The sequence below is a fragment of the Bacteroides sp. OF03-11BH genome, assembly GCF_003604005.1.
GTDB lineage: Bacteria > Bacteroidota > Bacteroidia > Bacteroidales > Bacteroidaceae > Bacteroides > Bacteroides ovatus.
Genome location: NZ_QTMW01000036.1, coordinates 2,715 through 25,368 on the forward strand (window position 1 = coordinate 2,715; position 22,654 = coordinate 25,368).

Genomic DNA, 22,654 nt, shown 5'->3' on the forward strand with positions numbered 1-22,654 from the left:
GCCGAAAGGGACTTTCCTTCCGGCGTGGCACTGCAATGAATGATAATTAATGTAATAATCCGCATGGGATTACATGCAACTTTGTATTCCGAACACACCTCCGATGGCGGTGGCTACAGTGATAACGATTTTGAGGACTAAGCTCCATACAGAGCGGGGAGATGATGATTTACTCATACAATAACAGGTTTTAAATAAATTAATAATAGTTTTCTTTTACCACAGATTTACTGTAGGTTTGCCATAGGTTTACCACAGATCTACACAGACTCACACAGATAAATAATCGACTACTTTAGCAACTACCAATTCAATATAATCTGTGGAAATCTGTGTAGTCTGTGGTGAATCTTTTAGGCAGCCGGGTCAGGCGCTTCACCACCTCCATCCGGTTTCGGATCAGGGTTGTCACCCGAATCAGAACCTCCTCCGGCAGTTGTCGGTTTCTGATATTCCGCCTGCTGCTTCAACTGACTGTCAAGTTTCAGATTATTGGTCGACAGATTACCGGTGGCACGGGCTTTCAAACGCATGCCGCTAATATTCTTTTCCAACGAAAACTCTTCCAGCGTATCAGCTGCCTTACTGCGAATACCCACACCAAAAATGGCAAGATCATCAATTTTCACACACTTGCCGTCTAGCAACAATTCCTTGATGCAATCTACCATATCCGAAAGCACACCTTTGATGACACCACCGGAATACGGTGAATTGTGCTTCGACATATGTTCGGCAAGCTTTGCCAAATCAAACGTCTCGTCGCTTACTGCACGGGCGAACCACTTACCCGCATTCAAGCCTTTCTTCTGCTGGTTCTGATAAATTTTGTAACGAATCATAAAACAATAAATTAAAGGGTTAAACATATTGTCCGGGGATTCTTTTCCCTTTCGACGATACAAAAATACTACTCCGGATCTCCCGGAAATCAGCTGTGCACGGTTGTGTATGGTAGCGGTCGGTTATTTGTCATTATAGTCGGTTATTCAAAGGAAAAACGTTGGTTATATAGTCGTTTTTTGTTATTTTTGTAACAGTAAATCAGAAATATATCCATCATGAGTGAATTTAAAATACGTGCTTACGGGCGCATGGAACTGGCGCAACTCTATTCTCCGCAACTAACTGACATCGCTGCCTATCGAAAAATGAAGAAATGGATCTCTTTGTGCCCCGGACTTCTGCAACGCCTGTACGACTTAGGCTACGAATCAAAGCGACGCTCATTCACACCGTTGGAGGTGAGAGTTATTGTGGATGCTTTAGGAGAGCCTTAAATAAAGCACCGCTTTACGATGTCTAAAGCTTAGCTTTACACCTCCTAAAGCGATGCTTTATGCAGGACAAACGATTGTTTCAGTCAAAACGGATGTGGTAATTGAAATGACTACTGCATCCGTAAATAAAACGGGTACAGTAGGTACACTTTTTCCGGTTCACTCATACACACACGCACGCGCATACAACCCTTTACCGTCCATACTGATTAATTTTCCGTGTTTGGTGAGACGCTTCAGCCAAGTGAGGGCTGTGTTTTCCTTAATTCCCATGGCAACTGCTTCTTCCAGTAACTGTGTACGAGTAAATTCATCACCCAGTTTCTGGAAGAGATAATCACGATCGGCATTAGGACGGTGGCTGATTTCTGTATTGGGGAGGAACGATAGAATATGCGTGGCATGACAGTAGAGAGGTTCCGCAAGACTAAGCACAGCATGAAAGTCTTCCTGTGAAATGGATACATCCCAACGAGTGATGATGTCATCTTTGCGGTTGTCCGCAGGAATCTCCTTGTCCGGTGTGAAAGGAGAGGTGGGGGAGGTCTTGAAGTCGTAGGGCTGCGGGCTTTCGAGGGCACGCAATACGGCTACTTCCGACATGATTCTGCATAGATTGACGGCCAGACGTGCCACAAAACTATACATTTCCCTTCCATTAGCTACACTGGAGCGTTCAAACAAGTTGGAAAAGACGGTGTCGATTTCTTCTTTTTGTTCATCCGTAAGTTGCAGGGTATGAATGCCGTGTGTTTTTATCACGCTCAACTTTTCTTTCCATTCCAGTCCCATAGCGGTGAATATCTCCTCCCAATCTATCTCGTTGTCCATAAATTGGCTGATCCATTTACTGATTCCGCACATGTAATAATATAATTGGCGGGAGTATGATCCGTCTTCTGCCGTCGGAATGAAAGTTTGCACCTGCGACGGCGTACCCGAAATCAGGACGGAAAGATAGCTTTTCTTCACTTCCCGGTATTCCTGGTCGGTGCGGCGGTTGTAGGACAAGCGGTCGTGGTCGAACGCTTTGCGCAGGGTATCGCTCCAATGACCGTGGTCCGATCCGATGGCGGTGGAAAGGGTGTCCGCTTCCGCTTCGCAGATAAGTCCGGTTCCGTCGGAGTCCATGATGTTTTGTAGGATACCCGTACCGGTGTTGTTGCCCGAAATGAGGAACATCCTGTTAGGGGGCATTTGTGGAGCCTCCTTTTTGGTTCGTTCTTTTCCCATTGCATCGTACTCGGCTTTCTCTTTTTTGTATGCTTTCATCTGTATGGTCACTTCTTTGCGGATCTCGTCGTGGATAGGTTCCACGAGTAAGCGGATGTAGGAAAGGATACCTTTGCCGGAAGCCGAAGGAGCCACTACGAAACATTGGAGGCTGGGGTGATGGTATTTGCCGCCATATAGGCATCGCACGTGGCGCGACATACAAGCACCCAGGGCAGTGAGCGCTCCCAATAACATGATGTCGTGTTGTATTGGGCTGCTCCCGGCTTTTATGATACGTTGCAAGAATTCCGGCCAGTTGTTTTTCGGAAAAGTGGGCAATTGATGTTGCGGTTCACTGCCCGGCAATAGTTCTTCTTCCCCTTCTCTTTCTTCGGAGATATTGTCATTCCCCACCTTATTATACGCGCCCGTGTGTGGAGGAAATTTGCGTGCTGTACCTGCTGTACCTTTTGTACCTGTGGGATGTTTGGGCATTTCTTCTATGCAGATGCTTACTCCCGTCGCTTCGGCCAGGTGGAAAGCGGTGCCCAAGTGCACTTCTCCACGTTGGGTGTGGAGTGCGTTGGAGAATACCCGTTCGGCATGTTCGCGCTGATACTTGGGAGACACCCGGCACAGGCGATGGAAAAAGTCACGTCCTGCTTCACCGCAATCCGTTGCGATGGCGAATGACAATTGTACGTATTCAAGATAAGTGGGAGCAATGTCCGCTCCTGCCGCTTCGACTGCTTCGGTGAGACGGCATAAAGATTCAATATCGGTCATGTTTTGATTTTTATAAAATAATGTTTAATTATTCTCGTTTACTTGGTTCTGAACAATGCTTCCGGGTCGTAACTAAGGAAACAGGATCTCACGAGGTCTTTGCCGGAGAAATCTACTTTGGATTTCGTTTCGGAAGAAACCGCTGTTACCGTATTGTATGCCGTCTCTACGTACCGCATCGCCCAACTCATGTTTTCTGTGATATTTTTTGTATCATTTGTCGTGGAGGAATAATGGCAAGGAACAAATGCCTTTACACCCAGTCCGCTGGGGCTGATAAAGGTGAGTACAGCTTGTAGGAGAGGATCGTCATAGAGCATACGTCGCATTTCCACTGCTTCCTGATAAGAGTGGAGACCGTCCACATCTACTATCACCAGATGAGACGGGGAGACGAAATCCTTACAGCTACGGCGGGTGAATGTGCCGCAAGGGGTCACATACGGAAGCAATGATGCTTTGGCGGCTCGTATATCTGTGGCATTCCGTACTTGTGCGGTCAGGGTTTTGAGATTCTCATTGCAAGTAATCATTTGGAAAACTTGTTCGATGGAGACTTCGCAGAAGGGGATAAGCGTGGGAGGAGTCATCAGTCGGCCTTGTTTGTCTTTGATGGGAGCGATAGGTGGCATAAAATAGGACATTCTGTAGTTGTTTGACATCATTTTCTTTTTGTTATAAGTTAAAATGTTTATTTTTGCAAAAAATATGAGTGTGTTTCAAAAACACGGCATGAAGGTAGTAATAACAAAATAGACTCTACCCTGATATGTGAGGATAAAAGTTAAAATATTTAATTATTAAAGTGTGTATTTAACAACAAAAAACAAAGATGAAAAAGAAAACGGTTTGTTGCAGTGATTTGGGAGCTTATATTAATGAGTTGCTTAAACGTGCGAAATTGAAAAATGAGTATGTATGCGAGACCCTGGGTATGGGACATGATGTTTTGAATGGCATAAAAAAGGGCTAAATCTCCCATTGAACGATTATATAAAAGTAATGAATCTCTGTTTGAATGCCTACAACGAAGAGGAGATTGAACTGATTTTGAATACGTTGGTGAGAATGTATCTGCGCTACTACAAGAAGAGGATAGTGGAGTAATCCGTGAAATAATTGATAGAAAATCCCGGCTGAATAAATAAAAACGGCCGGGATTTTTTTGTTTAGGATGTCTATTTGTCATTCTTGGGAAATATCAAATGGTAGCCATACCTTTTCCGTGTGCGATAACGAAAACACAAAAAATAACATTTTATTAGGTAGAAAAAGTTTGAGGAATGCTTCGTAGTTCACAAATAATGATTAAATTTGCCGCGATTTGTAATGCGGAGTTTGCAAAATGACGAATAATACTATAAAGCATCTAGGTATTGTGGAAAACATACAGGGTTCTCATCTGTCGGTGAGGATTGTCCAGACATCGGCTTGTGCGGCATGTAGCGCAAAGGGGCATTGTTCCTCGGCGGATAGTAAGGACAAAATCATAGATATCATAGATACCGCAGCTTCTTCCTATCAGGTGGGAGAGAAGGTGATGGTGGTCGGCGAAACGTCGATGGGCATGATGGCGGTAGTGTTGGCTTTCGTACTTCCTTTCGTACTTCTTATATTTTCGTTGTTTCTTTTGATGGCATTGGTAGAGAATGAACTGTATGCGGCTCTTCTTTCTCTGGCTGTCCTTATACCTTATTATTTCGTTTTATGGCTTAACAAAATGCGACTCAAACAACAATTTTCATTTACTATAAAACCAATAAATAACTAAAAACATTATGAATTTGATTCTGATTGCAGTGATTTCATTGGGAGCTATAGCGCTCGTGCTGGCCGCTATTCTTTATGTGGCTTCCAAGAAATTTGCCGTGTATGAAGACCCGCGGATTGCCCAGGTGGGAGAAGTGCTTCCCCAGGCTAATTGTGGTGGATGTGGCTATCCCGGTTGTAGCGGCTTTGCCGACGCTTGCGTCAAAGCCGGTTCGCTGGATGGTAAATTCTGCCCCGTAGGCGGACAGCCTGTCATGGCACAAATTGCTGATATCCTAGGGCTTGCAGCCGGAGAAGCTGAACCGATGGTAGCAGTGGTAAGATGTAACGGAACGTGTATGAATCGTCCGCGTATTAATCAGTACGACGGTGCGAAGAGTTGCGCTATTGCCGCTTCGCTCTATGGTGGGGAAACGGGTTGTAGTTACGGATGTTTGGGGTGTGGTGACTGTGTGGCTGCCTGCCAGTTCGATGCCATCCACATGAATCTTGAAACAGGACTTCCGGAAGTGGATGAAGCGAAATGTACCGCTTGCGGTGCCTGTGTGAAGGCTTGTCCGAAGGCGATCATCGAAATCCGTCCGCAAGGAAAGAAATCACGCCGTGTGTATATCTCTTGTGTGAATAAAGACAAGGGAGCTGTGGCACGCAAGGCTTGTACGGTGAGTTGTATTGGCTGTGGCAAATGCGTGAAGACTTGTCCGTTCGAAGCTATCACGTTGGAGAACAACTTGGCTTACATCGATCCGCACAAGTGCAAATCTTGCCGGAAATGTGTGGAAGTCTGTCCGCAGAATACCATTATCGAATTGAATTTCCCGCCGAGGAAACCGAAAGAAGAAGCTCCGGCTGCTCCAAAACCGGCTGCTGTTTCTAAAGAAGCGGTGGAAACTCCTGCACCGGCGGCAAAAGTGGAAACTCCTGCTGAAAAGGCTACAGAAGCTCCGAAAGTAACAGAATAATAACAGAATAAAATACAGAACTGTATGTTAAAGACATTTTCAATTGGTGGAGTTCATCCACACGAAAATAAATTGTCGGCACATCAACCTATTATCACAGCGGAAGTTCCTGCAAAGGCTGTTATTTTGCTGGGGCAGCACATTGGTGCGCCTGCAAAACCGGTTGTAGCGAAAGGGGATGTGGTAAAGGTAGGCACTAAGATTGCTGAACCTGCCGGCTTTGTTTCGGCAGCAATTCACTCTTCGGTCAGTGGTAAAGTGGCGAAGATTGATACTATTGTCGATGCCAGCGGTTATGCGAAACCTGCTATCTTTATCGATGTGGAAGGCGACGAATGGGAAGAAACAATCGACCGTAGCGCCACACTGGTGAAGGAATGTGAGCTTTCCGCAGAAGAGATCGTGAAGAAAATTGCCGATGCCGGAATCGTTGGTCTGGGTGGTGCTTGTTTCCCTACACAGGTGAAACTTTGTCCTCCTCCTTCTTTTAAAGCTGAATGTGTGATTATCAATGCCGTAGAATGTGAACCTTATTTGACTGCCGACCATCAGCTGATGCTGGAACACGCGGAAGAAATCATGGTAGGTGTTTCTATCCTGATGAAAGCAGTGAAAGTGAACAAGGCATTTATCGGAATCGAAAATAATAAGCCCGATGCTATCGAACTGATGACTAAAGTAGCTTCCAGCTATGCAGGCATCGAAGTCGTTCCCTTGAAGGTGAAATATCCGCAAGGAGGTGAAAAGCAGCTGATCGATGCGATCACCAAACGTCAGGTGGCGAGCGGTGCGTTGCCTATCTCTACGGGAGCAGTCGTGCAGAACGTGGGAACGGCGTTTGCCGTTTATGAAGCTGTGCAGAAGAATAAACCGTTGTTTGAACGGGTGATTACCGTGACGGGAAAGTCGGTTGCGAAGCCGTCTAATTTCCTGGCCCGTATCGGTACACCGATGAAACAGTTGATTGACGCTTGCGGTGGTTTGCCCGAAGATACGGGTAAGGTGATCGGTGGCGGTCCGATGATGGGTAAGGCGCTCGTAAATATCGAGGTTCCTACTGCGAAGGGCAGTTCCGGCATCCTGATTATGAACCGGAAGGAAGCCAAACGTGGTGAAGCTCAAACCTGTATCCGTTGTGCGAAGTGCGTGAGTGCCTGTCCGATGGGACTGGAACCGTACTTGCTCGGAGCTTTGTCCGAAAACGGAGATTTTGAAACAATGGAAAAAGAAAGAATCATGGATTGCATCGAGTGCGGCTCTTGCCAGTTCACTTGTCCTGCCAACCGTCCGCTGCTCGACTATTGTCGTCTGGGTAAAGGCAAAGTGGGAGCTATGATTCGTGCACGTCAAGCTAAAAAATAACGAATATGGAAAATAAATTAATCGTATCACTATCGCCCCACGTTCATGGCGGAGACAGCGTACAGAAAAATATGTATGGCGTGCTGATTGCACTGATTCCGGCTTTTCTGGTGTCTCTCTATTTCTTCGGACTGGGTGCCCTGATTGTCACGGCTACTTCCGTTGCGGCTTGTTTGTTCTTCGAATGGGCGATCGGAAAATATTTAATGAAGAAACCGACCACTACCATCTGCGACGGCTCTGCCATCATCACAGGTGTGTTGCTGGCATTTAATTTACCGTCTAACCTGCCTATCTGGATTATCATCCTCGGTGCACTGTTTGCTATCGGTGTAGGTAAGATGTCTTTCGGCGGATTGGGCTGCAATCCTTTCAACCCGGCATTGGCAGGTCGCGTATTCCTGCTGCTTTCTTTCCCGGTGCAGATGACCAGCTGGCCGGTAGTCGGACAGTTGACCGCTTATACGGATGCTACCACCGGTGCCACTCCGCTGGCCTTGATGAAGCAAGCCATTTACGGTGACACTGCCGCTTTAAGCCAGATTCCGGACGCATTGACCTTGCTGATCGGACAGAATGGCGGATGCTTGGGTGAAGTGAGTGCACTGGCTCTACTGATCGGACTCGTTTATATGCTCTGGAAGAAAATCATCACCTGGCATATTCCTGTGTCTATCCTGGCTACTGTGTTTGTCTTTGCAGGCATCATGCACCTGGCAGATCCGGAAAAATACGTTTCTCCGGTATTGCAGTTGCTTTCCGGTGGTCTGATGCTGGGTGCTGTCTTTATGGCAACCGACTATGTGACTTCTCCGATGAGTAAGAAAGGGATGCTGATCTATGGTGTATGTATCGGTCTGCTGACGGTAGTTATCCGTCTGTTCGGCGCCTATCCCGAAGGTATGTCGTTCGCCATCCTGATTATGAATGCGTTCACTCCGCTGATTAACACCTATTGTAAACCAAAACGCTTTGGGGAGGTAGCGAAGAAGAAATGAAAAAGTTAGAATCATCTTTAAAGAATATGTTGCTGGTACTTACGGGAGTGACTGCTATTTCCGTTGCGTTGCTGGCTTATGTAAATGAACTGACAAAAGGCCCTATCGCCGAAGCGAATGCGAAGACGCTGAACGAGGCCTTGAAAAAGGTTCTTCCCGAATTTACCAATAATCCGGTAGCGGAAAGCGATACAATCTTCAGCGAGAAAGACGGAAAGAAGAATGTTGACTTTATCGTTTATCCGGCTAAGAACGGTGAAGAGCTTGTAGGTACGGCTGTTGAAGCTAAATCAATGGGATTTGGCGGTGAACTGAAAGTGCTGGTAGGCTTTAATGCCGAAGGAAAAATCTATAACTACTCTCTGTTGGCTCACACGGAAACTCCGGGATTGGGCTCTAAAGCCGACAAATGGTTCGGAGCGTATGATCCTGCAAAAGGAGAAAAGGCAGTATCTCACGAAGAGAGTACGAAATCTATTTTGGGTATGAATCCGGGTGAAGCTCCGTTGACCGTCAGTAAAGATGGGGGAGCGGTGGATGCCATCACAGCTTCTACCATTACTTCACGCGCTTTCCTTAATGCCGTGAATGCTGCTTATCAGGCCTATAAGGCCGAAGGCGGGGAAGTGAACGGGGTAACCGGTGCTTCTCAAAAAGCGAAAGGCGCGGACGCAGATGCTGCTGACGCTGCTACGGGAGCTACGATCAAAGTTGAACTAACTGATTCAGTCAGTGCTAAATAAGAAAGGAGACAGATATGAATAACTTTAAAGTAATGATGAACGGGATTATCAAAGAGAATCCTACGTTTGTACTCCTGCTCGGTATGTGTCCTACATTGGGTACGACTTCATCGGCTATCAATGGTATGGGCATGGGACTGGCTACCATGTTCGTATTGATCTGCTCGAATGTGGTGATCTCTTTAATAAAGAACCTGATTCCGGACATGGTGCGTATCCCATCGTTTATTGTGGTGATCGCATCCTTCGTGACCTTGCTTCAAATGGTGATGCAGGCTTACGTGCCGGGACTGTATGCTACACTCGGTCTTTTCATTCCGTTGATTGTAGTGAACTGTATTGTACTGGGACGTGCCGAAGCCTTCGCTGCCAAGAATAACGCAGTTGCTTCTATGTTCGACGGTATCGGTATGGGGCTTGGATTTACCATCGCCCTGACTTTACTGGGTGCTGTCCGCGAGTTTTTGGGAACCGGTAAAATCTTCGATTTGACCATCATGCCGGAAGAATATGGAATGTTGGTGTTTGTATTGGCTCCGGGCGCTTTCATCGCTTTGGGATACCTCATTGCGTTGATTAACAGTTTCAAGAAAGCCTAATTCAATTAAATAAGAAAAGAATATGGAATATATATTGATATTTATTTCGGCAATCTTTGTAAACAACATCGTGTTGTCGCAGTTCCTGGGTATCTGTCCGTTCCTGGGCGTATCCAAGAAGGTGGAAACTGCGATGGGTATGAGCGCTGCGGTTGCTTTCGTGTTGACCATCGCTACCATCGTCACCTTCCTGATTCAGAAGTTTGTACTGGATGTTTTCGGACTGGGATACTTGCAGACGATTACATTCATCCTGGTGATTGCCGGATTGGTGCAGATGGTGGAAATCATCCTGAAAAAGGTGTCTCCGGCCCTGTATCAGGCTTTGGGTGTGTTCTTGCCGCTGATTACAACGAACTGTTGTATTCTTGGTGTCGCTATCCTGGTGATTCAGAAAGACTATGACCTGCTGACAGGTGTTGTATACGCATTCTCTACGGCTATCGGCTTCGGTCTGGCACTGGTGCTTTTTGCCGGATTGCGCGAACAGATGAGCCTCGTGAAAATTCCGAAAGGAATGCAAGGAACTCCGATTGCTTTGATTACCGCCGGTTTGCTTGCTATGGCATTCATGGGATTCTCCGGCGTGGTGTAAGGATTTACAGTTGATAATTAAATAGGGGATTGGAAGCTCTGCTGTGTGGCGACATACAGGTTAGAGTTTCCAATTCTTTTTTATACCTAAATGCTACCAAATCGTACCTTAATTACTTTTCAGCAAATAAATTTGTGGCAGATTATTGCAATTCCATTTTATTTCCATACATTTGTAACTCAAACAATAATAAGCCGAGAAACTAACCATTTTTTATAAAGTATATGAAAGAAAGAATTTTAGTAACAGGCGGGACAGGATACATTGGGTCTCATACTGTTGTAGAACTACAAAACAGTGGATATGAAGTAATCATCATCGATAATTTATCAAATTCAAGTGCCGACGTTGTTGACAATATAGAGAAAGTTTCCGGTATTCGCCCAGTTTTTGAAAAGCTGGACTGTTTGGACTTTGCCGGTCTGGATGCAGTATTTGCAAAATATAAAGGAATTAAGGCAATCATTCACTTTGCAGCTAGCAAAGCAGTAGGAGAGTCGGTACAAAAACCGTTGCTTTACTACCGTAATAACCTGGTTTCTTTGATTAACCTTCTCGAACTGATGCCAAAACATGGAGTAGAAGGTATTGTGTTCTCTTCTTCTTGTACAGTATACGGTCAGCCGGACGAGCTGCCGGTAACGGAAAAGGCTCCGATCAAGAAAGCGGAATCACCTTATGGAAATACCAAACAGATCAATGAAGAGATTATTCGTGATACGGTAGCTTCAGGTGCTCCGATCAATGCGATCATGTTGCGCTATTTCAACCCGATTGGCGCGCATCCTACTGCATTGCTGGGTGAACTGCCTAACGGGGTTCCTCAAAACCTGATTCCATATCTGACCCAGACAGCCATCGGTATCCGTGAGAAACTTAGCGTGTTTGGTGACGATTATGATACACCGGACGGTTCTTGTATCCGTGACTTTATCAATGTCGTTGACTTGGCTAAAGCACACGTGATTGCTATCCGTCGTATCTTGGAAAAGAAACAAAAAGAAAAAGTAGAAGTATTTAATATTGGTACAGGACGTGGTGTTTCTGTATTGGAATTAATAAATGGCTTTGAAAAAGCCACTGGCGTAAAATTGAATTATCAGATTGTCGGACGTCGTGCGGGTGACATTGAGAAAGTTTGGGCTAACCCGGATTTTGCTAATAAAGAGCTGGGTTGGAAAGCCGTAGAAACTTTAGAAGATACTTTACGCTCTGCATGGAACTGGCAGCTGAAACTCCGTGAAAGAGGGATTCAATAAAAGAGAAACTTGTTTTAAATAACATAAAAGTTTAAACAAATCGTGCATGCGATTTGTTTAATTGATGCTAATCGACCTGAAGCTGTTTATGAGTATGTGAATATACGTAGATAGTACTTATGCCTCCCCGGCATAGACAGGAAAGATTGCATAGTAGTTTTGTCGTGTTTTATTTTGTGTTTGTGTTGTGACGGTACTACGACGTGAGTCGTGGTACCGTTTTTTGGTACGCCCAGCATGGATGTTCTGTTTTATAAAATATTTAGCACTAATTCTTTTGTTATCCAAAATTATTTTGTAATTTTGTATCAAATGAATAAGATATGAGAGTAGTATCACATAAGAAATTGAAAGATTTCTACGAGACGAAAGGGTGTGAAGATTCACGTGTTGCTTTAGAACGTTGGTATGATATAGCGGAAAAAGCAGAATGGCGGAATTTGTCTGATATAAAAGCGGATTTTCTATCGACTGATTATGTGGGCAATCAACACTATGTTTTTAATATCAGAGGGAACAACTATCGGCTGGTAGTGGTTGTTAAATTTACGGTGGGATACATTTTTGTCCGTTGGGTGGGAACTCATAAAGAGTATGATAAAATAGATTGTTCAACTATATAATATAATAGATATGACTAAAATAACGAAAGAACAATACGAATTTGCATTGGCAAGAGTCGAAGAACTTCTGCCTTTGGTGGACGACAGCACTCCTGCAAATGACAAGAGCATGGTGGAGCTTTCTGTTATGTCTGATATAGTGATTGCGTATGAGAAGGAACATTTTCCTATAGAAAAACCAACCGTAGCAGAATTGATAGAATTGTCCCTTGAAGAAAAGGGGATGACACAAAAACAGCTTGCCAGTGAAATAGGGGTTAGCCCTTCACGCGTGAATGATTATATTTCGGGTCGCTCGGAACCTACTTTAAAAATAGCTCGCTTGCTTTGCCGGGTACTCAATATACACCCCGCTGCCATGTTGGGATTTTGAAAAAATAGTCAAAACATAATTGTTAGTGAGATTTATTTGTTTAATGTACCTTTGAAGCAGAATACATCAGTTCCCCAATCAATTTCCGGTAAGACGAATCCGGGAGCAAACAGCCCGAATACGGATGAGCCGGAGCCGCTCATGGATGCGTAGATTGCTCCTTGATGATAGAGTTCTTCTTTGATTTCTCCAATGACGGGATGTTGCGGGAATACACTTGCTTCAAAATCATTGATTAGGATATCCTTCCATTCTGCAACTGGACGCAGGATTGCCTCTTTGACCGGATATTCCGGACGGTGCGGGTGGATATTTGAAAAAGCTTCCCGGGTAGAAACGAAAACGTTCGGCTTGACGATCATGATTTGGTAACCGCTTAATGAAAGCTCGATTGGTGAGAACAGGTTTCCGATCCCTTCGGCATAGGTCGGCTTGTTTTTAATAAAGAAAGCACAGTCCGCTCCCAAAGTGGCGGCATATACCTCCAGCTGTTCTTCAGATAATTCCAGCTGAAAATGATCATTGAGCAACTTCAGCATAAAAGCGGCATCGGATGAACCGCCCCCCAGTCCGGCTCCCGAGGGAATATGCTTATATAAATGAATTTCGACAGGGGGAAGATGAAACTCCTTATCCAGCAATGAATAGGCCTTTGCCACCAGGTTGTCTTCCGGATTGCCGGCTATCTCCATGCCATACTGGTGGAGGATAATCTTCTTTTCTGTTTCAGAAGAAGTACGGATTTCGAGAGCGTCTTCGAGGGCTACCGGATAGAAAACGGTTTCCAGATTGTGATATCCGTCCGGGCGTTTTTCCGTGATGGAAAGTCCCAGGTTTATTTTGATATTAGGAAAAGCGAGCATAAGGTTATTTACTATTTTACAATTTACGATTTACTATTTGCAGTGCCGCACATGACAATTAATCATGTGTTGAATGTAATTCGGGAGCAAAGTTAGTAAAATCTTCATTTTTCCTTATCCATTCTTCATGATTATATTCTATCTTTGTCGTCCCGACTGGAAAAACTCTGTTATAAAGGAGTTTGTCCGGTCGCAAAATAGTAAATAGTAAATTGTAAAATAGTAAATACCTCGATGGCCGAACAGAAAAGAAATACCCGCAATTCAAAGTCTACTAAAATACAACCGGTAAATGATTATGGACGTATTCAGCCGCAGGCGCCTGAACTGGAAGAAGCAGTTTTGGGAGCTTTGATGATTGAAAAAGACGCTTACTCATTGGTGAGTGAGATTCTTCGTCCCGAATCTTTTTACGAACGCCGGCATCAGTTGATTTATTCTGCTATCACCGATCTTGCGGTGAATCAGAAGCCGGTGGATATTCTGACTGTAAAGGAACAACTTAGCAAACGTGGAGAATTGGAAGAGGTGGGAGGCCCGTTCTATATTACTCAATTGAGTAGTAAGGTGGCTTCATCAGCGCATATTGAGTATCACGCCCGTATTATTGCACAGAAATCTCTGGCGCGTGAGCTGATTACATTTACAAGCAATATCCAGAGTAAGGCGTTCGATGAAACGCTGGATGTGGACGACTTGATGCAGGAAGCGGAAGGTAAACTTTTTGAGATTTCGCAGCAGAACATGAAAAAGGATTATACGCAGATCAATCCGGTGATTGACGAAGCCTATAAGCTGATTCAGAAGGCTGCGGCGCGAACCGACGGTTTGAGTGGTCTTGAGAGTGGTTTTACAAAGCTCGACAAGATGACTTCCGGTTGGCAGAATTCCGACCTTATCATTATCGCTGCACGTCCTGCGATGGGTAAGACCGCCTTTGTTCTTTCTATGGCTAAGAATATTGCTGTCGATTATCGGAACCCGGTGGCGTTGTTCTCTCTTGAAATGAGTAACGTTCAGTTGGTGAACCGTTTGATTTCCAATGTCTGCGAAATTGAAAGTGGAAAGATCAAGAGCGGACAGTTGGCTGGTTATGAGTGGCAACAGTTGGACTATAAACTGAAGAATCTGATGGATGCACCGCTTTACGTGGATGATACTCCGTCTCTGTCTGTATTTGAACTTCGAACGAAAGCGCGTCGTCTGGTACGTGAACATGGAGTGAGAATCATTATTATTGACTACCTTCAGTTGATGAATGCGAGCGGTATGGCATTTGGTAGCCGTCAGGAAGAGGTTAGTACCATTTCCCGTTCGTTGAAAGGACTGGCGAAAGAGTTGAATATTCCGATCATCGCACTGTCGCAGTTGAATCGTGGTGTGGAAAGTCGTGAAGGTATTGATGGTAAACGTCCGCAGTTGAGTGACCTTCGTGAATCGGGAGCCATCGAGCAGGATGCCGATATGGTGTGCTTTATCCATCGTCCGGAATACTATAAGATTTATCAGGATGATCGTGGTAATGACCTGCGTGGTATGGCGGAGATTGTCATCGCCAAGCATCGTAATGGTGCGGTAGGCGAGGTGTTGCTCCGGTTTAAGGGAGAATTTACCCGTTTCTCCAATCCGGAGGACGATATGGTTATCCCGATGCCGGGTGAGCCTGCCGGGGCTATGTTAGGATCGAAAATGAATACAGGTAATGCAGGTTCCGTACCTCCTTCTCCCGCGCCTGATTTTGCACCGCAGACAGCGAATCCGTTCGGAGCACCGGGGGATGGACCTTTGCCGTTCTAGTTGCGTCCCTGTGGTGAAATAACGCGCAATTTTTTATCTAACCTTCTCGGTCAACCGAAAAATCTTATTAACTTTGCAAATCTTTTTGAGAAACAATAAAAAATTAAATATATGAATATCTCTTATAACTGGCTGAAAGAGTATGTCAATTTCGACCTGACGCCCGATGAAACGGCTGCTGCGTTGACGTCTATTGGCTTGGAAACAGGTGGTGTAGAAGAAGTGCAAACCATTAAAGGTGGTTTGGAAGGACTGGTGATCGGTGAAGTGCTGACCTGCACGGAACATCCTAATTCTGACCATTTGCATATTACTACTGTCAATCTGGGAGACGGTGAACCGGTACAGATTGTTTGTGGTGCCCCGAATGTGGCTGCCGGACAGAAAGTGGTGGTAGCTACTTTAGGTACAAAACTTTATGACGGTGACGAATGTTTTACCATCAAGAAATCAAAAATCCGTGGGGTGGAATCTACTGGTATGATTTGTGCCGAAGACGAAATCGGTATCGGTACGGATCATGCAGGTATTATCGTATTGCCGGAAAATGCTGTTCCGGGTACGCTTGCCAAGGATTATTATAATATCAAGAGCGACTATGTGCTTGAAGTGGACATCACGCCTAACCGTGCGGATGCTTGCTCTCACTATGGGGTGGCTCGTGACTTGTACGCTTATCTGATTCAGAACGGCAAACAGGCTACTTTGCAACGTCCGTCGGTAGACGGCTTTAAAGTGGAAAACCATGACTTGAATATTGAAGTGAAGGTGGAAAACAGCGAAGCTTGTCCGCATTATGCCGGTGTTACGGTGAAAGGTGTCACTGTGAAGGAAAGCCCGGAATGGCTGCAAAACAAATTGCGTCTGATCGGGGTGCGTCCTATTAATAATGTAGTGGATATTACTAATTATATCGTTCATGCTTTCGGTCAGCCGTTGCATTGCTTCGATACCGGAAAGATAAAAGGCAATGAAGTAATTGTAAAGACAATGCCGGAAGGAACCCCGTTCGTTACGCTGGATGAGGTGGAACGTAAATTGAACGAACGCGACCTGATGATTTGTAACAAGGAAGAGGCCATGTGTATTGCCGGTGTATTCGGCGGACTGGACTCCGGTTCTACGGAAGCTACGACAGATGTATTCATTGAAAGTGCTTATTTCCATCCTACATGGGTGCGTAAGACAGCCCGCCGTCATGGCTTGAATACGGATGCTTCTTTCCGTTTCGAACGCGGTATCGATCCGAACAGTGTGATATATTGCTTGAAACTGGCTGCTTTGATGGTTAAAGAACTGGCTGGCGGTACGATTTCTTCTGAAATAAAAGACGTGTTCACTACTCCTGCACCCGATTTTATAGTTGATCTGGCTTATGAGAAAGTACATTCTTTGGTAGGAAAAGTAATTCCGGTAGAGACGATCAAGAGCATTGTGACCAGCCTGGAAATGAAGATCACTAATGAAACGGCGGAAGGGCTGACATTAGCTGTTCCTCCTTATCGTGTAGACGTGCAGCGTGATTGTGACGTGATTGAAGATATTCTTCGTATCTACGGATATAACAATGTTGAAATCCCGACTACACTGAACTCCAGCCTGACTACCAAAGGTGAACATGATAAATCGAATAAATTGCAGAACCTGATTGCAGAGCAATTGGTGGGCTGCGGATTTAATGAGATCCTGAACAACTCATTGACGCGTGCTGCTTATTATGATGGTATGGAGACTTATCCGTCCAACCACCTGGTGATGTTATTGAATCCGTTGAGTGCGGATTTGAACGCTATGCGTCAGACTTTGCTGTTCGGTGGACTGGAAAGTATTGCTCATAATGCAAATCGTAAGAATGCTGATTTGAAGTTCTTCGAATTCGGTAATTGCTATCATTTCGATGCTGACAAGAAGAATGAAGAGAAGGTATTGGCTCCTTACTCGGAAGATTATCACTTGGGCTTGTGGGTAACCGGTAAGAAGGTTTCCAATTCATGGGCACATGCAGATGAGAACAGTTCGGTATATGAATTGAAGGCTTATGTAGAAAATATATTGAAGCGTCTGGGACTGGATTTGCACAATCTGGTTGTCGGTAATCTGACGGACGATATTTTTGCTGCCGCACTTTCTATCAATACGAAGGGGGGTAAGCGTCTTGCTTCCTTCGGTATTGTGACTAAGAAGCTGTTGAAAGCATTTGATATCGACAATGAAGTGTATTTTGCCGACTTGAACTGGAAGGAACTGATGAAAGCTATCCGTTCTGTGAAGATCAGCTACAAGGAAATCTCCAAGTTCCCTGCTGTGAAACGTGACCTGGCATTGTTGCTTGACAAGAATGTGCAGTTTGCCGAAATCGAAAAGATTGCTTACGAAACAGAGAAGAAGCTGTTGAAAGAAGTGGAACTCTTCGATGTGTACGAAGGTAAAAATCTGGAAGCAGGCAAGAAGTCGTATGCGGTGAGCTTCCTGCTTCAGGATGAGAGCCAGACTTTGAATGATAAGATGATTGATAAGATCATGTCGAAACTGGTGAAGAATTTGGAAGATAAGCTGGGTGCCAAACTTAGATAAACTTAAAATTTCAATCTAAAAATATAAACCAATGGGAAGAGCATTTGAATATAGAAAGGCCGCTAAACTGAAAAGATGGGGCCACATGGCTAAAACATTTACAAGACTGGGTAAACAAATCGCGATAGCTGTAAAGGCAGGCGGTCCGGAACCTGAAAATAACCCGACTTTGCGTTCGGTGATCGCTACTTGTAAGCGTGAAAATATGCCGAAGGATAATATTGAACGTGCTATCAAAAACGCAATGGGTAAAGACCAGAGCGACTACAAGAGCATGACTTACGAAGGATACGGTCCTCACGGTATTGCTGTATTTGTGGATACGCTGACAGATAACACAACCCGTACGGTGGCTGACGTTCGTTCGGTATTTAATAAGTTTGGCGGTAATCTCGGTACAATGGGATCTCTCGCGTTCCTGTTCGACCACAAATGTGTATTCACTTTCAAGAAGAAAGACGGATTGGATATGGAAGAACTGATTCTGGATCTGATCGATTATGATGTGGAAGATGAATACGAAGAGGATGATGAAGAAGGAACAATCACTATCTATGGTAATCCCAAGAGCTATGCCGCTATTCAGAAACACCTGGAGGAGTGTGGCTTTGAAGATGTCGGTGGAGACTTCACTTATATCCCGAACGACATGAAAGAGGTGACTCCGGAACAGCGCGAAACATTGGATAAGATGATCGAACGTTTGGAAGAATTTGACGACGTGCAGACTGTTTATACCAATATGCAGCCGGAAGAGGGAGAATAAGACAAGGTTATGGAATATGTGTATAGAACCCAGGGAACTTGCAGCACCAACATCGAACTGAATGTGGAAGATGGAGTGGTGAAAGAAGTTGCTTTCTGGGGAGGATGTAATGGTAACCTTCAAGGTATTTCCCGCCTTGTGAGAGGAATGAAGGTAGCGGATGTTATCGCAAAACTTGAAGGAGTGCATTGTGGTGGCAGACCGACTTCATGTCCTGACCAATTGTGTCGTGCATTACATGAGATGGGATATTAATCGACTTCTTTTATTTTTGTAAAATTTGATATTTTTCAAGACCTTCGGCAATTTATTTTGTCGAGGGTCTTTTTTTTGTGGGAATCCATAGGGGGGGTATCCGGGTGTTGTTTACTTACTTGTCGGTATTTTGAACTAAAATTGACCTTCACTCGTTATTTATAAGTATATTTGTAAGGTTAAAACTATTATGCAAAAATGAAGAATATTTTTCAAGACTTAAAACGCAAAGATCATAAACGCTATCTGGGTGGATTGGATGTTTTTAAATATATTGGTCCGGGGCTTCTGGTTACGGTAGGATTTATTGATCCGGGAAACTGGGCTTCTAACTTCGCCGCCGGTTCCGAATTTGGCTATTCCTTACTTTGGGTGGTTACATTGTCTACTATTATGCTGATTGTACTTCAGCACAACGTTGCCCACCTGGGGATTGTTACCGGACTTTGCCTTTCGGAGGCGGCCACTAAATACACTCCCAAATGGGTGTCGCGACCTATTCTTGGTACGGCGGTATTGGCGTCGATTTCTACTTCTTTAGCGGAAATTCTGGGAGGTGCCATTGCGTTGGAAATGCTCTTTGATATTCCTATTATATGGGGAGCTGTGTTGACTACGCTTTTTGTCTCTATCATGCTTTTCACTAATTCGTATAAAAAGATAGAGCGTTCCATCATTGCATTTGTCTCCGTTATCGGGCTTTCGTTTATCTACGAACTGTTTCTGGTGGAAATAGACTGGCCGGCTGCGACAGCAGGGTGGGTGACTCCTTCTTTTCCGAAAGGAAGTATGCTGATTATAATGAGTGTGTTGGGAGCGGTAGTGATGCCTCATAATCTGTTTCTTCATTCGGAGGTGATTCAGAGTCACGAATATAATAAGAAAGATGATGCTTCTATTAAGAAGGTCTTGAAATATGAGTTGTTTGATACTCTTTTCTCTATGATTGTCGGCTGGGCGATTAACAGTGCCATGATTCTTCTGGCTGCCGCTACTTTCTTTAAAAGCGGTATTCAGGTAGAGGAACTGCAACAGGCTAAGTCATTGCTCGAACCTTTGTTGGGAAGTAATGCTGCCATCGTATTTGCACTGGCATTGCTGATGGCGGGTATTTCATCCACCATTACGAGCGGAATGGCGGCAGGTTCCATCTTTGCGGGTATTTTCGGTGAATCGTATCATATCAAAGACAGCCATTCGCAGGTAGGAGTCCTTTTATCTCTGGGAATTGCCTTATTGCTGATTTTCTTTATTGGAGATCCTTTCAAAGGATTGATTATTTCGCAGATGATACTTAGTATTCAATTACCTTTCACGGTATTTTTGCAGGTGGGACTGACGTCTTCCCGAAAGGTGATGGGAGATTATGTCAATAGTCGTTGGAGCACGTTTGTGTTGTATTCGATTGCCATTATTGTTTCGGTACTGAATATCATGCTTTTGTTTTCATAAAATGAATATAAATCAATACATATAGATCGATGAAGATTATTACTTATAATGTGAACGGACTACGTGCCGCCGTATCTAAAGGTTTGCCGGAATGGCTGGCGCAGGAGAATCCTGATATTCTTTGTCTGCAAGAAACGAAACTGCAACCGGACCAGTATCCGGGAGAGGTGTTTGAAGCGTTGGGTTACAAGTCTTATTTGTATTCGGCGCAGAAGAAAGGATACAGTGGAGTGGCCATACTTACCAAGCAGGAACCGGACCATGTGGAATATGGGATGGGAATGGAGGCTTATGATAATGAAGGACGTTTTATCCGGGCGGATTTCGGAGACTTATCGGTAGTCAGTGTTTATCACCCTTCGGGAACGAGCGGGGACGAACGCCAGGCTTTTAAAATGGTGTGGCTGGAAGATTTTCAAAAGTATGTGATGGAGTTGCAGAAGTCCCGTCCCAATTTGATTCTTTGTGGTGATTATAATATCTGCCATGAGCCGATCGACATTCATGATCCTGTCCGGAATGCAACAAACAGTGGTTTCCTTCCTGAAGAACGGGAGTGGATGACACGTTTCCTGTCTGCGGGGTATGTGGATTCTTTCCGTACGCTTTGTCCCGAAAAACAGGAATATACCTGGTGGAGCTATCGTTTTAATTCGCGTGCCAAAAATAAGGGTTGGAGAATTGACTATTGCATGGTTAGTGAGCCGGTACGCCCGCTGTTGAAACGTGCGTATATCCTGAATGAGGCCGTACATTCCGATCATTGTCCGATGGCGTTGGAAATATTATAGGATAGTAATACTCAATTTACGGGTGTCTCCTCCGTTGCGAAATTCGCAGAGGTAGACACCTTGCCATGTTCCCAGGTTCAGGCGGTGATTCTTGATGGGGATAGTGACCGAGCTTCCTATCAGGGAGGCTTTTATATGGGCGCTCATATCGTCGGGGCCTTCGAGGGTATGGATGAAATAGGGGGCACCGTCGGGAACCAGTTTATTAAAGAATGTCTGGAAGTCATGCCGTACGTCCGGGTCTGCATTTTCGTTGATAGTTAGTCCGGCAGAGGTGTGTTTGATAAAGATTACCAGCAGGCCACTTTCGGGAAGTGCTGGTAGTTGTGAAATGATATCACGCGTGATTAAATGAAATCCACGCGGGTAATGAGGGAGTTGAATATCGAATGTTGTAGCCATTGTTTTATCTCTTAGAATTTGGAGGGTGGATTCAGGTCCACATAGGGGTCGTTGATAGCTGATGCCATCATTGCATTGACGGCAATTCCTGCATCCTCTTTATAATTTCTTCTCTTGTTCCATTCACGTACATCTTTGAGAGTGACATCACGTTTCTTTCTGTTTTGGGGAAAACCACTTTTTCTTTTCCTGTCAGCATATTCATCCTTTCTGGCTGCGCTTATCATAGCTTGGATGGCAATGGCTGTCGATTCTTTATATGAAATAGTTTTGTTCATATTTTCTTTTTTTTGATTTTAATCTTTACGCCCTATCTGATGCAAAGATACTTTTTTATATTTTTGTGCGAAATAAAAATGCAAAATAGTTTATGGAAGATAGAATACAGAAAGCAGTGGAGCTTTTTAAGAGCGGATACAACTGTTCACAGTCGGTAGTAGCGGCCTTTGCGGATATGTATGGATTTACACAGGAACAGGCGTTGCGTATGGGTGCTTCCTTTGGCGGGGGGATAGGACGAATGCGTGAAACGTGTGGAGCTGCCTGCGGTATGTTTTTGGTGGCGGGCTTGGAAACCGGCGCTACGGAAGCGACAGACCGGGAAGGAAAAGCTGCCAATTATGCGGTGGTGCAAGAACTGGCGGCTGAATTTAAGAAGCGTAACGGCTCGCTGATTTGTGGCGAATTGTTGGGATTAAAGAAAAAAGATCCCGTTTCAACGATTCCGGAAGAGCGTACTGCTCAATATTATAGCAAGCGTCCTTGCGCTAAAATGGTGGAAGAAGCGGCAAGAATTTGGTCTGAATATCTCGAAAAGCATCCTAAATGAAAGAAAAAATGCTTTTTTATTACAAAAACGATAAAAAAGTGCTCAATAAAGTGTTATATAACATAAAAATAACTATCTTTGTCCCCGAAATAAAATCTGAAAGTCTTTTTGACCGGATGATTTTAAGCATGTCTAACTAAAATTGCAAAGCAAATGTTGAAAGAAAAAGCTGGTGTAATTGCAGGTACTATCTGGAATGCACTGAACGAAACAGAAGGAATGACTGCCAAGCAGCTTAAAAAAGCAACTAAATTGGTTGACAAAGATCTGTTCCTCGGCCTTGGCTGGTTATTGAGAGAAGACAAAGTCTCTGTGGAAGAAGTTGAAGGTGAACTCTTCATCAAATTGATCTAAGCGAGT

The 22,654-nt window shown here is 44.5% G+C and carries 27 protein-coding genes; 20 read left to right on the forward strand and 7 right to left on the reverse strand.

Annotated elements, in window-relative coordinates; all coding sequences use genetic code 11:
• Positions 1-69: 69 nt before the first annotated feature.
• Positions 70-177: a smalltalk protein gene (locus tag DXA54_RS28260; RefSeq protein WP_004303578.1), complete on the reverse strand. Its 108-nt coding sequence runs from the start codon at positions 175-177 to the stop codon at positions 70-72.
• Positions 178-353: 176 nt separating this feature from the next.
• Positions 354-842 (reverse strand): DNA-binding protein, encoded by a 489-nt coding sequence (locus DXA54_RS20445; protein ID WP_004303576.1) that lies wholly within the window; start codon positions 840-842, stop codon positions 354-356.
• A 219-nt stretch (positions 843-1,061) separates the two neighbouring features.
• Here DXA54_RS20445 and DXA54_RS20450 point away from each other — a divergent pair, with 219 nt between their 5' ends.
• On the forward strand, positions 1,062-1,280 hold the full coding sequence (locus DXA54_RS20450) for a DUF4248 domain-containing protein (protein ID WP_004295574.1): 219 nt from the start codon (positions 1,062-1,064) through the stop codon (positions 1,278-1,280).
• A 159-nt stretch (positions 1,281-1,439) separates the two neighbouring features.
• On the opposite strand, the gene DXA54_RS20455 is transcribed toward DXA54_RS20450, so the two are convergent.
• Together DXA54_RS20455 and DXA54_RS20460 are read right to left on the reverse strand one after the other, a co-directional pair.
• A complete protein-coding gene (locus DXA54_RS20455; protein WP_120080545.1) occupies positions 1,440-3,281 on the reverse strand; it encodes a DUF3987 domain-containing protein in 1,842 nt (613 codons plus the stop codon).
• A 38-nt stretch (positions 3,282-3,319) separates the two neighbouring features.
• The gene (locus DXA54_RS20460; protein WP_120080547.1) at positions 3,320-3,943 is read right to left on the reverse strand and encodes a BT4734/BF3469 family protein; all 624 of its coding nucleotides are present in this window, start codon (positions 3,941-3,943) and stop codon (positions 3,320-3,322) included.
• Positions 3,944-4,113: 170 nt separating this feature from the next.
• Here DXA54_RS20460 and DXA54_RS28265 point away from each other — a divergent pair, with 170 nt between their 5' ends.
• The 11 genes from DXA54_RS28265 to DXA54_RS20510 all read left to right on the forward strand — a co-directional run bounded on the left by DXA54_RS28265 (position 4,114) and on the right by DXA54_RS20510 (position 12,565).
• Positions 4,114-4,254 carry a hypothetical protein gene (locus DXA54_RS28265; RefSeq protein ID WP_004295577.1) on the forward strand — a complete coding sequence of 47 codons (141 nt, stop codon included), beginning with the start codon at positions 4,114-4,116 and terminating at the stop codon, positions 4,252-4,254.
• Positions 4,255-4,626: 372 nt separating this feature from the next.
• Positions 4,627-5,052, forward strand: a complete 426-nt coding sequence (locus DXA54_RS20465; protein WP_120080549.1) for a SoxR reducing system RseC family protein — start codon at positions 4,627-4,629, stop codon at positions 5,050-5,052.
• Positions 5,053-5,059: 7 nt separating this feature from the next.
• Entirely contained in the window at positions 5,060-6,013 is a 954-nt protein-coding gene (locus tag DXA54_RS20470; RefSeq protein ID WP_120080551.1) for a Fe-S cluster domain-containing protein, read from the forward strand.
• A 24-nt stretch (positions 6,014-6,037) separates the two neighbouring features.
• The gene (rsxC, locus tag DXA54_RS20475; protein WP_008998542.1) at positions 6,038-7,375 is read left to right on the forward strand and encodes an electron transport complex subunit RsxC; all 1,338 of its coding nucleotides are present in this window, start codon (positions 6,038-6,040) and stop codon (positions 7,373-7,375) included.
• A gap of 5 nt (positions 7,376-7,380) precedes the next feature.
• The gene (locus DXA54_RS20480; protein ID WP_004303572.1) at positions 7,381-8,373 is read left to right on the forward strand and encodes an RnfABCDGE type electron transport complex subunit D; all 993 of its coding nucleotides are present in this window, start codon (positions 7,381-7,383) and stop codon (positions 8,371-8,373) included.
• Positions 8,370-9,116: an RnfABCDGE type electron transport complex subunit G gene (locus tag DXA54_RS20485; RefSeq protein ID WP_004309218.1), complete on the forward strand. Its 747-nt coding sequence runs from the start codon at positions 8,370-8,372 to the stop codon at positions 9,114-9,116. Before DXA54_RS20480 ends, DXA54_RS20485 begins: the two co-directional genes overlap by 4 nt.
• 14 nt (positions 9,117-9,130) lie before the next feature.
• Entirely contained in the window at positions 9,131-9,715 is a 585-nt protein-coding gene (gene rsxE / locus DXA54_RS20490) for an electron transport complex subunit RsxE (protein ID WP_004295586.1), read from the forward strand.
• Between the two features lie 22 nt (positions 9,716-9,737).
• Positions 9,738-10,310: an electron transport complex subunit RsxA gene (gene rsxA / locus DXA54_RS20495; RefSeq protein ID WP_004295587.1), complete on the forward strand. Its 573-nt coding sequence runs from the start codon at positions 9,738-9,740 to the stop codon at positions 10,308-10,310.
• A 224-nt stretch (positions 10,311-10,534) separates the two neighbouring features.
• Positions 10,535-11,569 (forward strand): UDP-glucose 4-epimerase GalE, encoded by a 1,035-nt coding sequence (gene galE / locus DXA54_RS20500; RefSeq protein WP_004295588.1) that lies wholly within the window; start codon positions 10,535-10,537, stop codon positions 11,567-11,569.
• 323 nt (positions 11,570-11,892) lie between these two features.
• The gene (locus DXA54_RS20505) at positions 11,893-12,192 is read left to right on the forward strand and encodes a type II toxin-antitoxin system HigB family toxin (protein WP_004295589.1); all 300 of its coding nucleotides are present in this window, start codon (positions 11,893-11,895) and stop codon (positions 12,190-12,192) included.
• Positions 12,193-12,202: 10 nt separating this feature from the next.
• Positions 12,203-12,565 (forward strand): type II toxin-antitoxin system HigA family antitoxin, encoded by a 363-nt coding sequence (locus DXA54_RS20510; protein ID WP_004295590.1) that lies wholly within the window; start codon positions 12,203-12,205, stop codon positions 12,563-12,565.
• Positions 12,566-12,597: 32 nt separating this feature from the next.
• Here the strand turns inward: DXA54_RS20510 and ispE are convergent, their stop codons facing one another.
• A complete protein-coding gene (gene ispE, locus DXA54_RS20515; protein WP_022199635.1) occupies positions 12,598-13,428 on the reverse strand; it encodes a 4-(cytidine 5'-diphospho)-2-C-methyl-D-erythritol kinase in 831 nt (276 codons plus the stop codon).
• A gap of 234 nt (positions 13,429-13,662) precedes the next feature.
• On the opposite strand from ispE, the gene dnaB reads away from it, so the two are divergent.
• The 6 genes from dnaB (at position 13,663) to DXA54_RS20545 (ending at position 21,063) form a co-directional block, all read left to right on the forward strand.
• Positions 13,663-15,225, forward strand: a complete 1,563-nt coding sequence (gene dnaB, locus DXA54_RS20520) for a replicative DNA helicase (protein WP_022199634.1) — start codon at positions 13,663-13,665, stop codon at positions 15,223-15,225.
• A 111-nt stretch (positions 15,226-15,336) separates the two neighbouring features.
• Entirely contained in the window at positions 15,337-17,799 is a 2,463-nt protein-coding gene (gene pheT, locus DXA54_RS20525; RefSeq protein WP_120080553.1) for a phenylalanine--tRNA ligase subunit beta, read from the forward strand.
• 31 nt (positions 17,800-17,830) lie between these two features.
• A complete protein-coding gene (locus DXA54_RS20530; RefSeq protein WP_004295595.1) occupies positions 17,831-18,565 on the forward strand; it encodes a YebC/PmpR family DNA-binding transcriptional regulator in 735 nt (244 codons plus the stop codon).
• A 9-nt stretch (positions 18,566-18,574) separates the two neighbouring features.
• Entirely contained in the window at positions 18,575-18,820 is a 246-nt protein-coding gene (locus tag DXA54_RS20535) for a TIGR03905 family TSCPD domain-containing protein (protein WP_004295596.1), read from the forward strand.
• Between the two features lie 198 nt (positions 18,821-19,018).
• On the forward strand, positions 19,019-20,272 hold the full coding sequence (locus tag DXA54_RS20540; protein WP_004295597.1) for an Nramp family divalent metal transporter: 1,254 nt from the start codon (positions 19,019-19,021) through the stop codon (positions 20,270-20,272).
• Between the two features lie 29 nt (positions 20,273-20,301).
• On the forward strand, positions 20,302-21,063 hold the full coding sequence (locus DXA54_RS20545) for an exodeoxyribonuclease III (protein WP_004303567.1): 762 nt from the start codon (positions 20,302-20,304) through the stop codon (positions 21,061-21,063).
• Here DXA54_RS20545 and DXA54_RS20550 read toward each other — a convergent pair.
• Positions 21,058-21,465 carry a secondary thiamine-phosphate synthase enzyme YjbQ gene (locus DXA54_RS20550; protein ID WP_120080555.1) on the reverse strand — a complete coding sequence of 136 codons (408 nt, stop codon included), beginning with the start codon at positions 21,463-21,465 and terminating at the stop codon, positions 21,058-21,060. The two genes, DXA54_RS20545 and DXA54_RS20550, sit on opposite strands and share 6 nt — an antisense overlap.
• A gap of 11 nt (positions 21,466-21,476) precedes the next feature.
• The gene (locus DXA54_RS20555; protein WP_004295600.1) at positions 21,477-21,743 is read right to left on the reverse strand and encodes a hypothetical protein; all 267 of its coding nucleotides are present in this window, start codon (positions 21,741-21,743) and stop codon (positions 21,477-21,479) included.
• 92 nt (positions 21,744-21,835) lie between these two features.
• On the opposite strand from DXA54_RS20555, the gene DXA54_RS20560 reads away from it, so the two are divergent.
• Both DXA54_RS20560 and DXA54_RS20565 read left to right on the forward strand, forming a co-directional pair.
• Positions 21,836-22,294: a C-GCAxxG-C-C family protein gene (locus DXA54_RS20560; protein ID WP_004295601.1), complete on the forward strand. Its 459-nt coding sequence runs from the start codon at positions 21,836-21,838 to the stop codon at positions 22,292-22,294.
• Between the two features lie 153 nt (positions 22,295-22,447).
• Entirely contained in the window at positions 22,448-22,648 is a 201-nt protein-coding gene (locus DXA54_RS20565; RefSeq protein WP_004295603.1) for a winged helix-turn-helix domain-containing protein, read from the forward strand.
• Positions 22,649-22,654: the final 6 nt, after the last annotated feature.

Excerpts from the sequence above, each read along its gene's own strand:
- rsxA (WP_004295587.1), top strand. The coding sequence starts at position 9,738 with ATGGAATATATATTGATATTTATTTCGGCAATCTTTGTAAACAACATC.
- rsxC (WP_008998542.1), top strand. The coding sequence starts at position 6,038 with ATGTTAAAGACATTTTCAATTGGTGGAGTTCATCCACACGAAAATAAA.
- DXA54_RS20530 (WP_004295595.1), top strand. The coding sequence starts at position 17,831 with ATGGGAAGAGCATTTGAATATAGAAAGGCCGCTAAACTGAAAAGATGG.
- DXA54_RS20535 (WP_004295596.1), top strand. The coding sequence starts at position 18,575 with ATGGAATATGTGTATAGAACCCAGGGAACTTGCAGCACCAACATCGAA.
- DXA54_RS20505 (WP_004295589.1), top strand. The coding sequence starts at position 11,893 with ATGAGAGTAGTATCACATAAGAAATTGAAAGATTTCTACGAGACGAAA.
- DXA54_RS20470 (WP_120080551.1), top strand. The coding sequence starts at position 5,060 with ATGAATTTGATTCTGATTGCAGTGATTTCATTGGGAGCTATAGCGCTC.
- DXA54_RS20545 (WP_004303567.1), top strand. The coding sequence starts at position 20,302 with ATGAAGATTATTACTTATAATGTGAACGGACTACGTGCCGCCGTATCT.
- DXA54_RS20510 (WP_004295590.1), top strand. The coding sequence starts at position 12,203 with ATGACTAAAATAACGAAAGAACAATACGAATTTGCATTGGCAAGAGTC.
- DXA54_RS28265 (WP_004295577.1), top strand. The coding sequence starts at position 4,114 with ATGAAAAAGAAAACGGTTTGTTGCAGTGATTTGGGAGCTTATATTAAT.
- rsxE (WP_004295586.1), top strand. The coding sequence starts at position 9,131 with ATGAATAACTTTAAAGTAATGATGAACGGGATTATCAAAGAGAATCCT.
- dnaB (WP_022199634.1), top strand. The coding sequence starts at position 13,663 with ATGGCCGAACAGAAAAGAAATACCCGCAATTCAAAGTCTACTAAAATA.
- DXA54_RS20445 (WP_004303576.1), bottom strand. The coding sequence starts at position 842 with ATGATTCGTTACAAAATTTATCAGAACCAGCAGAAGAAAGGCTTGAAT.
- pheT (WP_120080553.1), top strand. The coding sequence starts at position 15,337 with ATGAATATCTCTTATAACTGGCTGAAAGAGTATGTCAATTTCGACCTG.
- DXA54_RS20465 (WP_120080549.1), top strand. The coding sequence starts at position 4,627 with ATGACGAATAATACTATAAAGCATCTAGGTATTGTGGAAAACATACAG.
- DXA54_RS20560 (WP_004295601.1), top strand. The coding sequence starts at position 21,836 with ATGGAAGATAGAATACAGAAAGCAGTGGAGCTTTTTAAGAGCGGATAC.
- DXA54_RS28260 (WP_004303578.1), bottom strand. The coding sequence starts at position 177 with ATGAGTAAATCATCATCTCCCCGCTCTGTATGGAGCTTAGTCCTCAAA.
- DXA54_RS20555 (WP_004295600.1), bottom strand. The coding sequence starts at position 21,743 with ATGAACAAAACTATTTCATATAAAGAATCGACAGCCATTGCCATCCAA.
- DXA54_RS20480 (WP_004303572.1), top strand. The coding sequence starts at position 7,381 with ATGGAAAATAAATTAATCGTATCACTATCGCCCCACGTTCATGGCGGA.
- DXA54_RS20540 (WP_004295597.1), top strand. The coding sequence starts at position 19,019 with ATGAAGAATATTTTTCAAGACTTAAAACGCAAAGATCATAAACGCTAT.
- DXA54_RS20550 (WP_120080555.1), bottom strand. The coding sequence starts at position 21,465 with ATGGCTACAACATTCGATATTCAACTCCCTCATTACCCGCGTGGATTT.
- DXA54_RS20460 (WP_120080547.1), bottom strand. The coding sequence starts at position 3,943 with ATGTCAAACAACTACAGAATGTCCTATTTTATGCCACCTATCGCTCCC.
- DXA54_RS20565 (WP_004295603.1), top strand. The coding sequence starts at position 22,448 with ATGTTGAAAGAAAAAGCTGGTGTAATTGCAGGTACTATCTGGAATGCA.
- DXA54_RS20455 (WP_120080545.1), bottom strand. The coding sequence starts at position 3,281 with ATGACCGATATTGAATCTTTATGCCGTCTCACCGAAGCAGTCGAAGCG.
- DXA54_RS20485 (WP_004309218.1), top strand. The coding sequence starts at position 8,370 with ATGAAAAAGTTAGAATCATCTTTAAAGAATATGTTGCTGGTACTTACG.
- DXA54_RS20450 (WP_004295574.1), top strand. The coding sequence starts at position 1,062 with ATGAGTGAATTTAAAATACGTGCTTACGGGCGCATGGAACTGGCGCAA.
- galE (WP_004295588.1), top strand. The coding sequence starts at position 10,535 with ATGAAAGAAAGAATTTTAGTAACAGGCGGGACAGGATACATTGGGTCT.
- ispE (WP_022199635.1), bottom strand. The coding sequence starts at position 13,428 with ATGCTCGCTTTTCCTAATATCAAAATAAACCTGGGACTTTCCATCACG.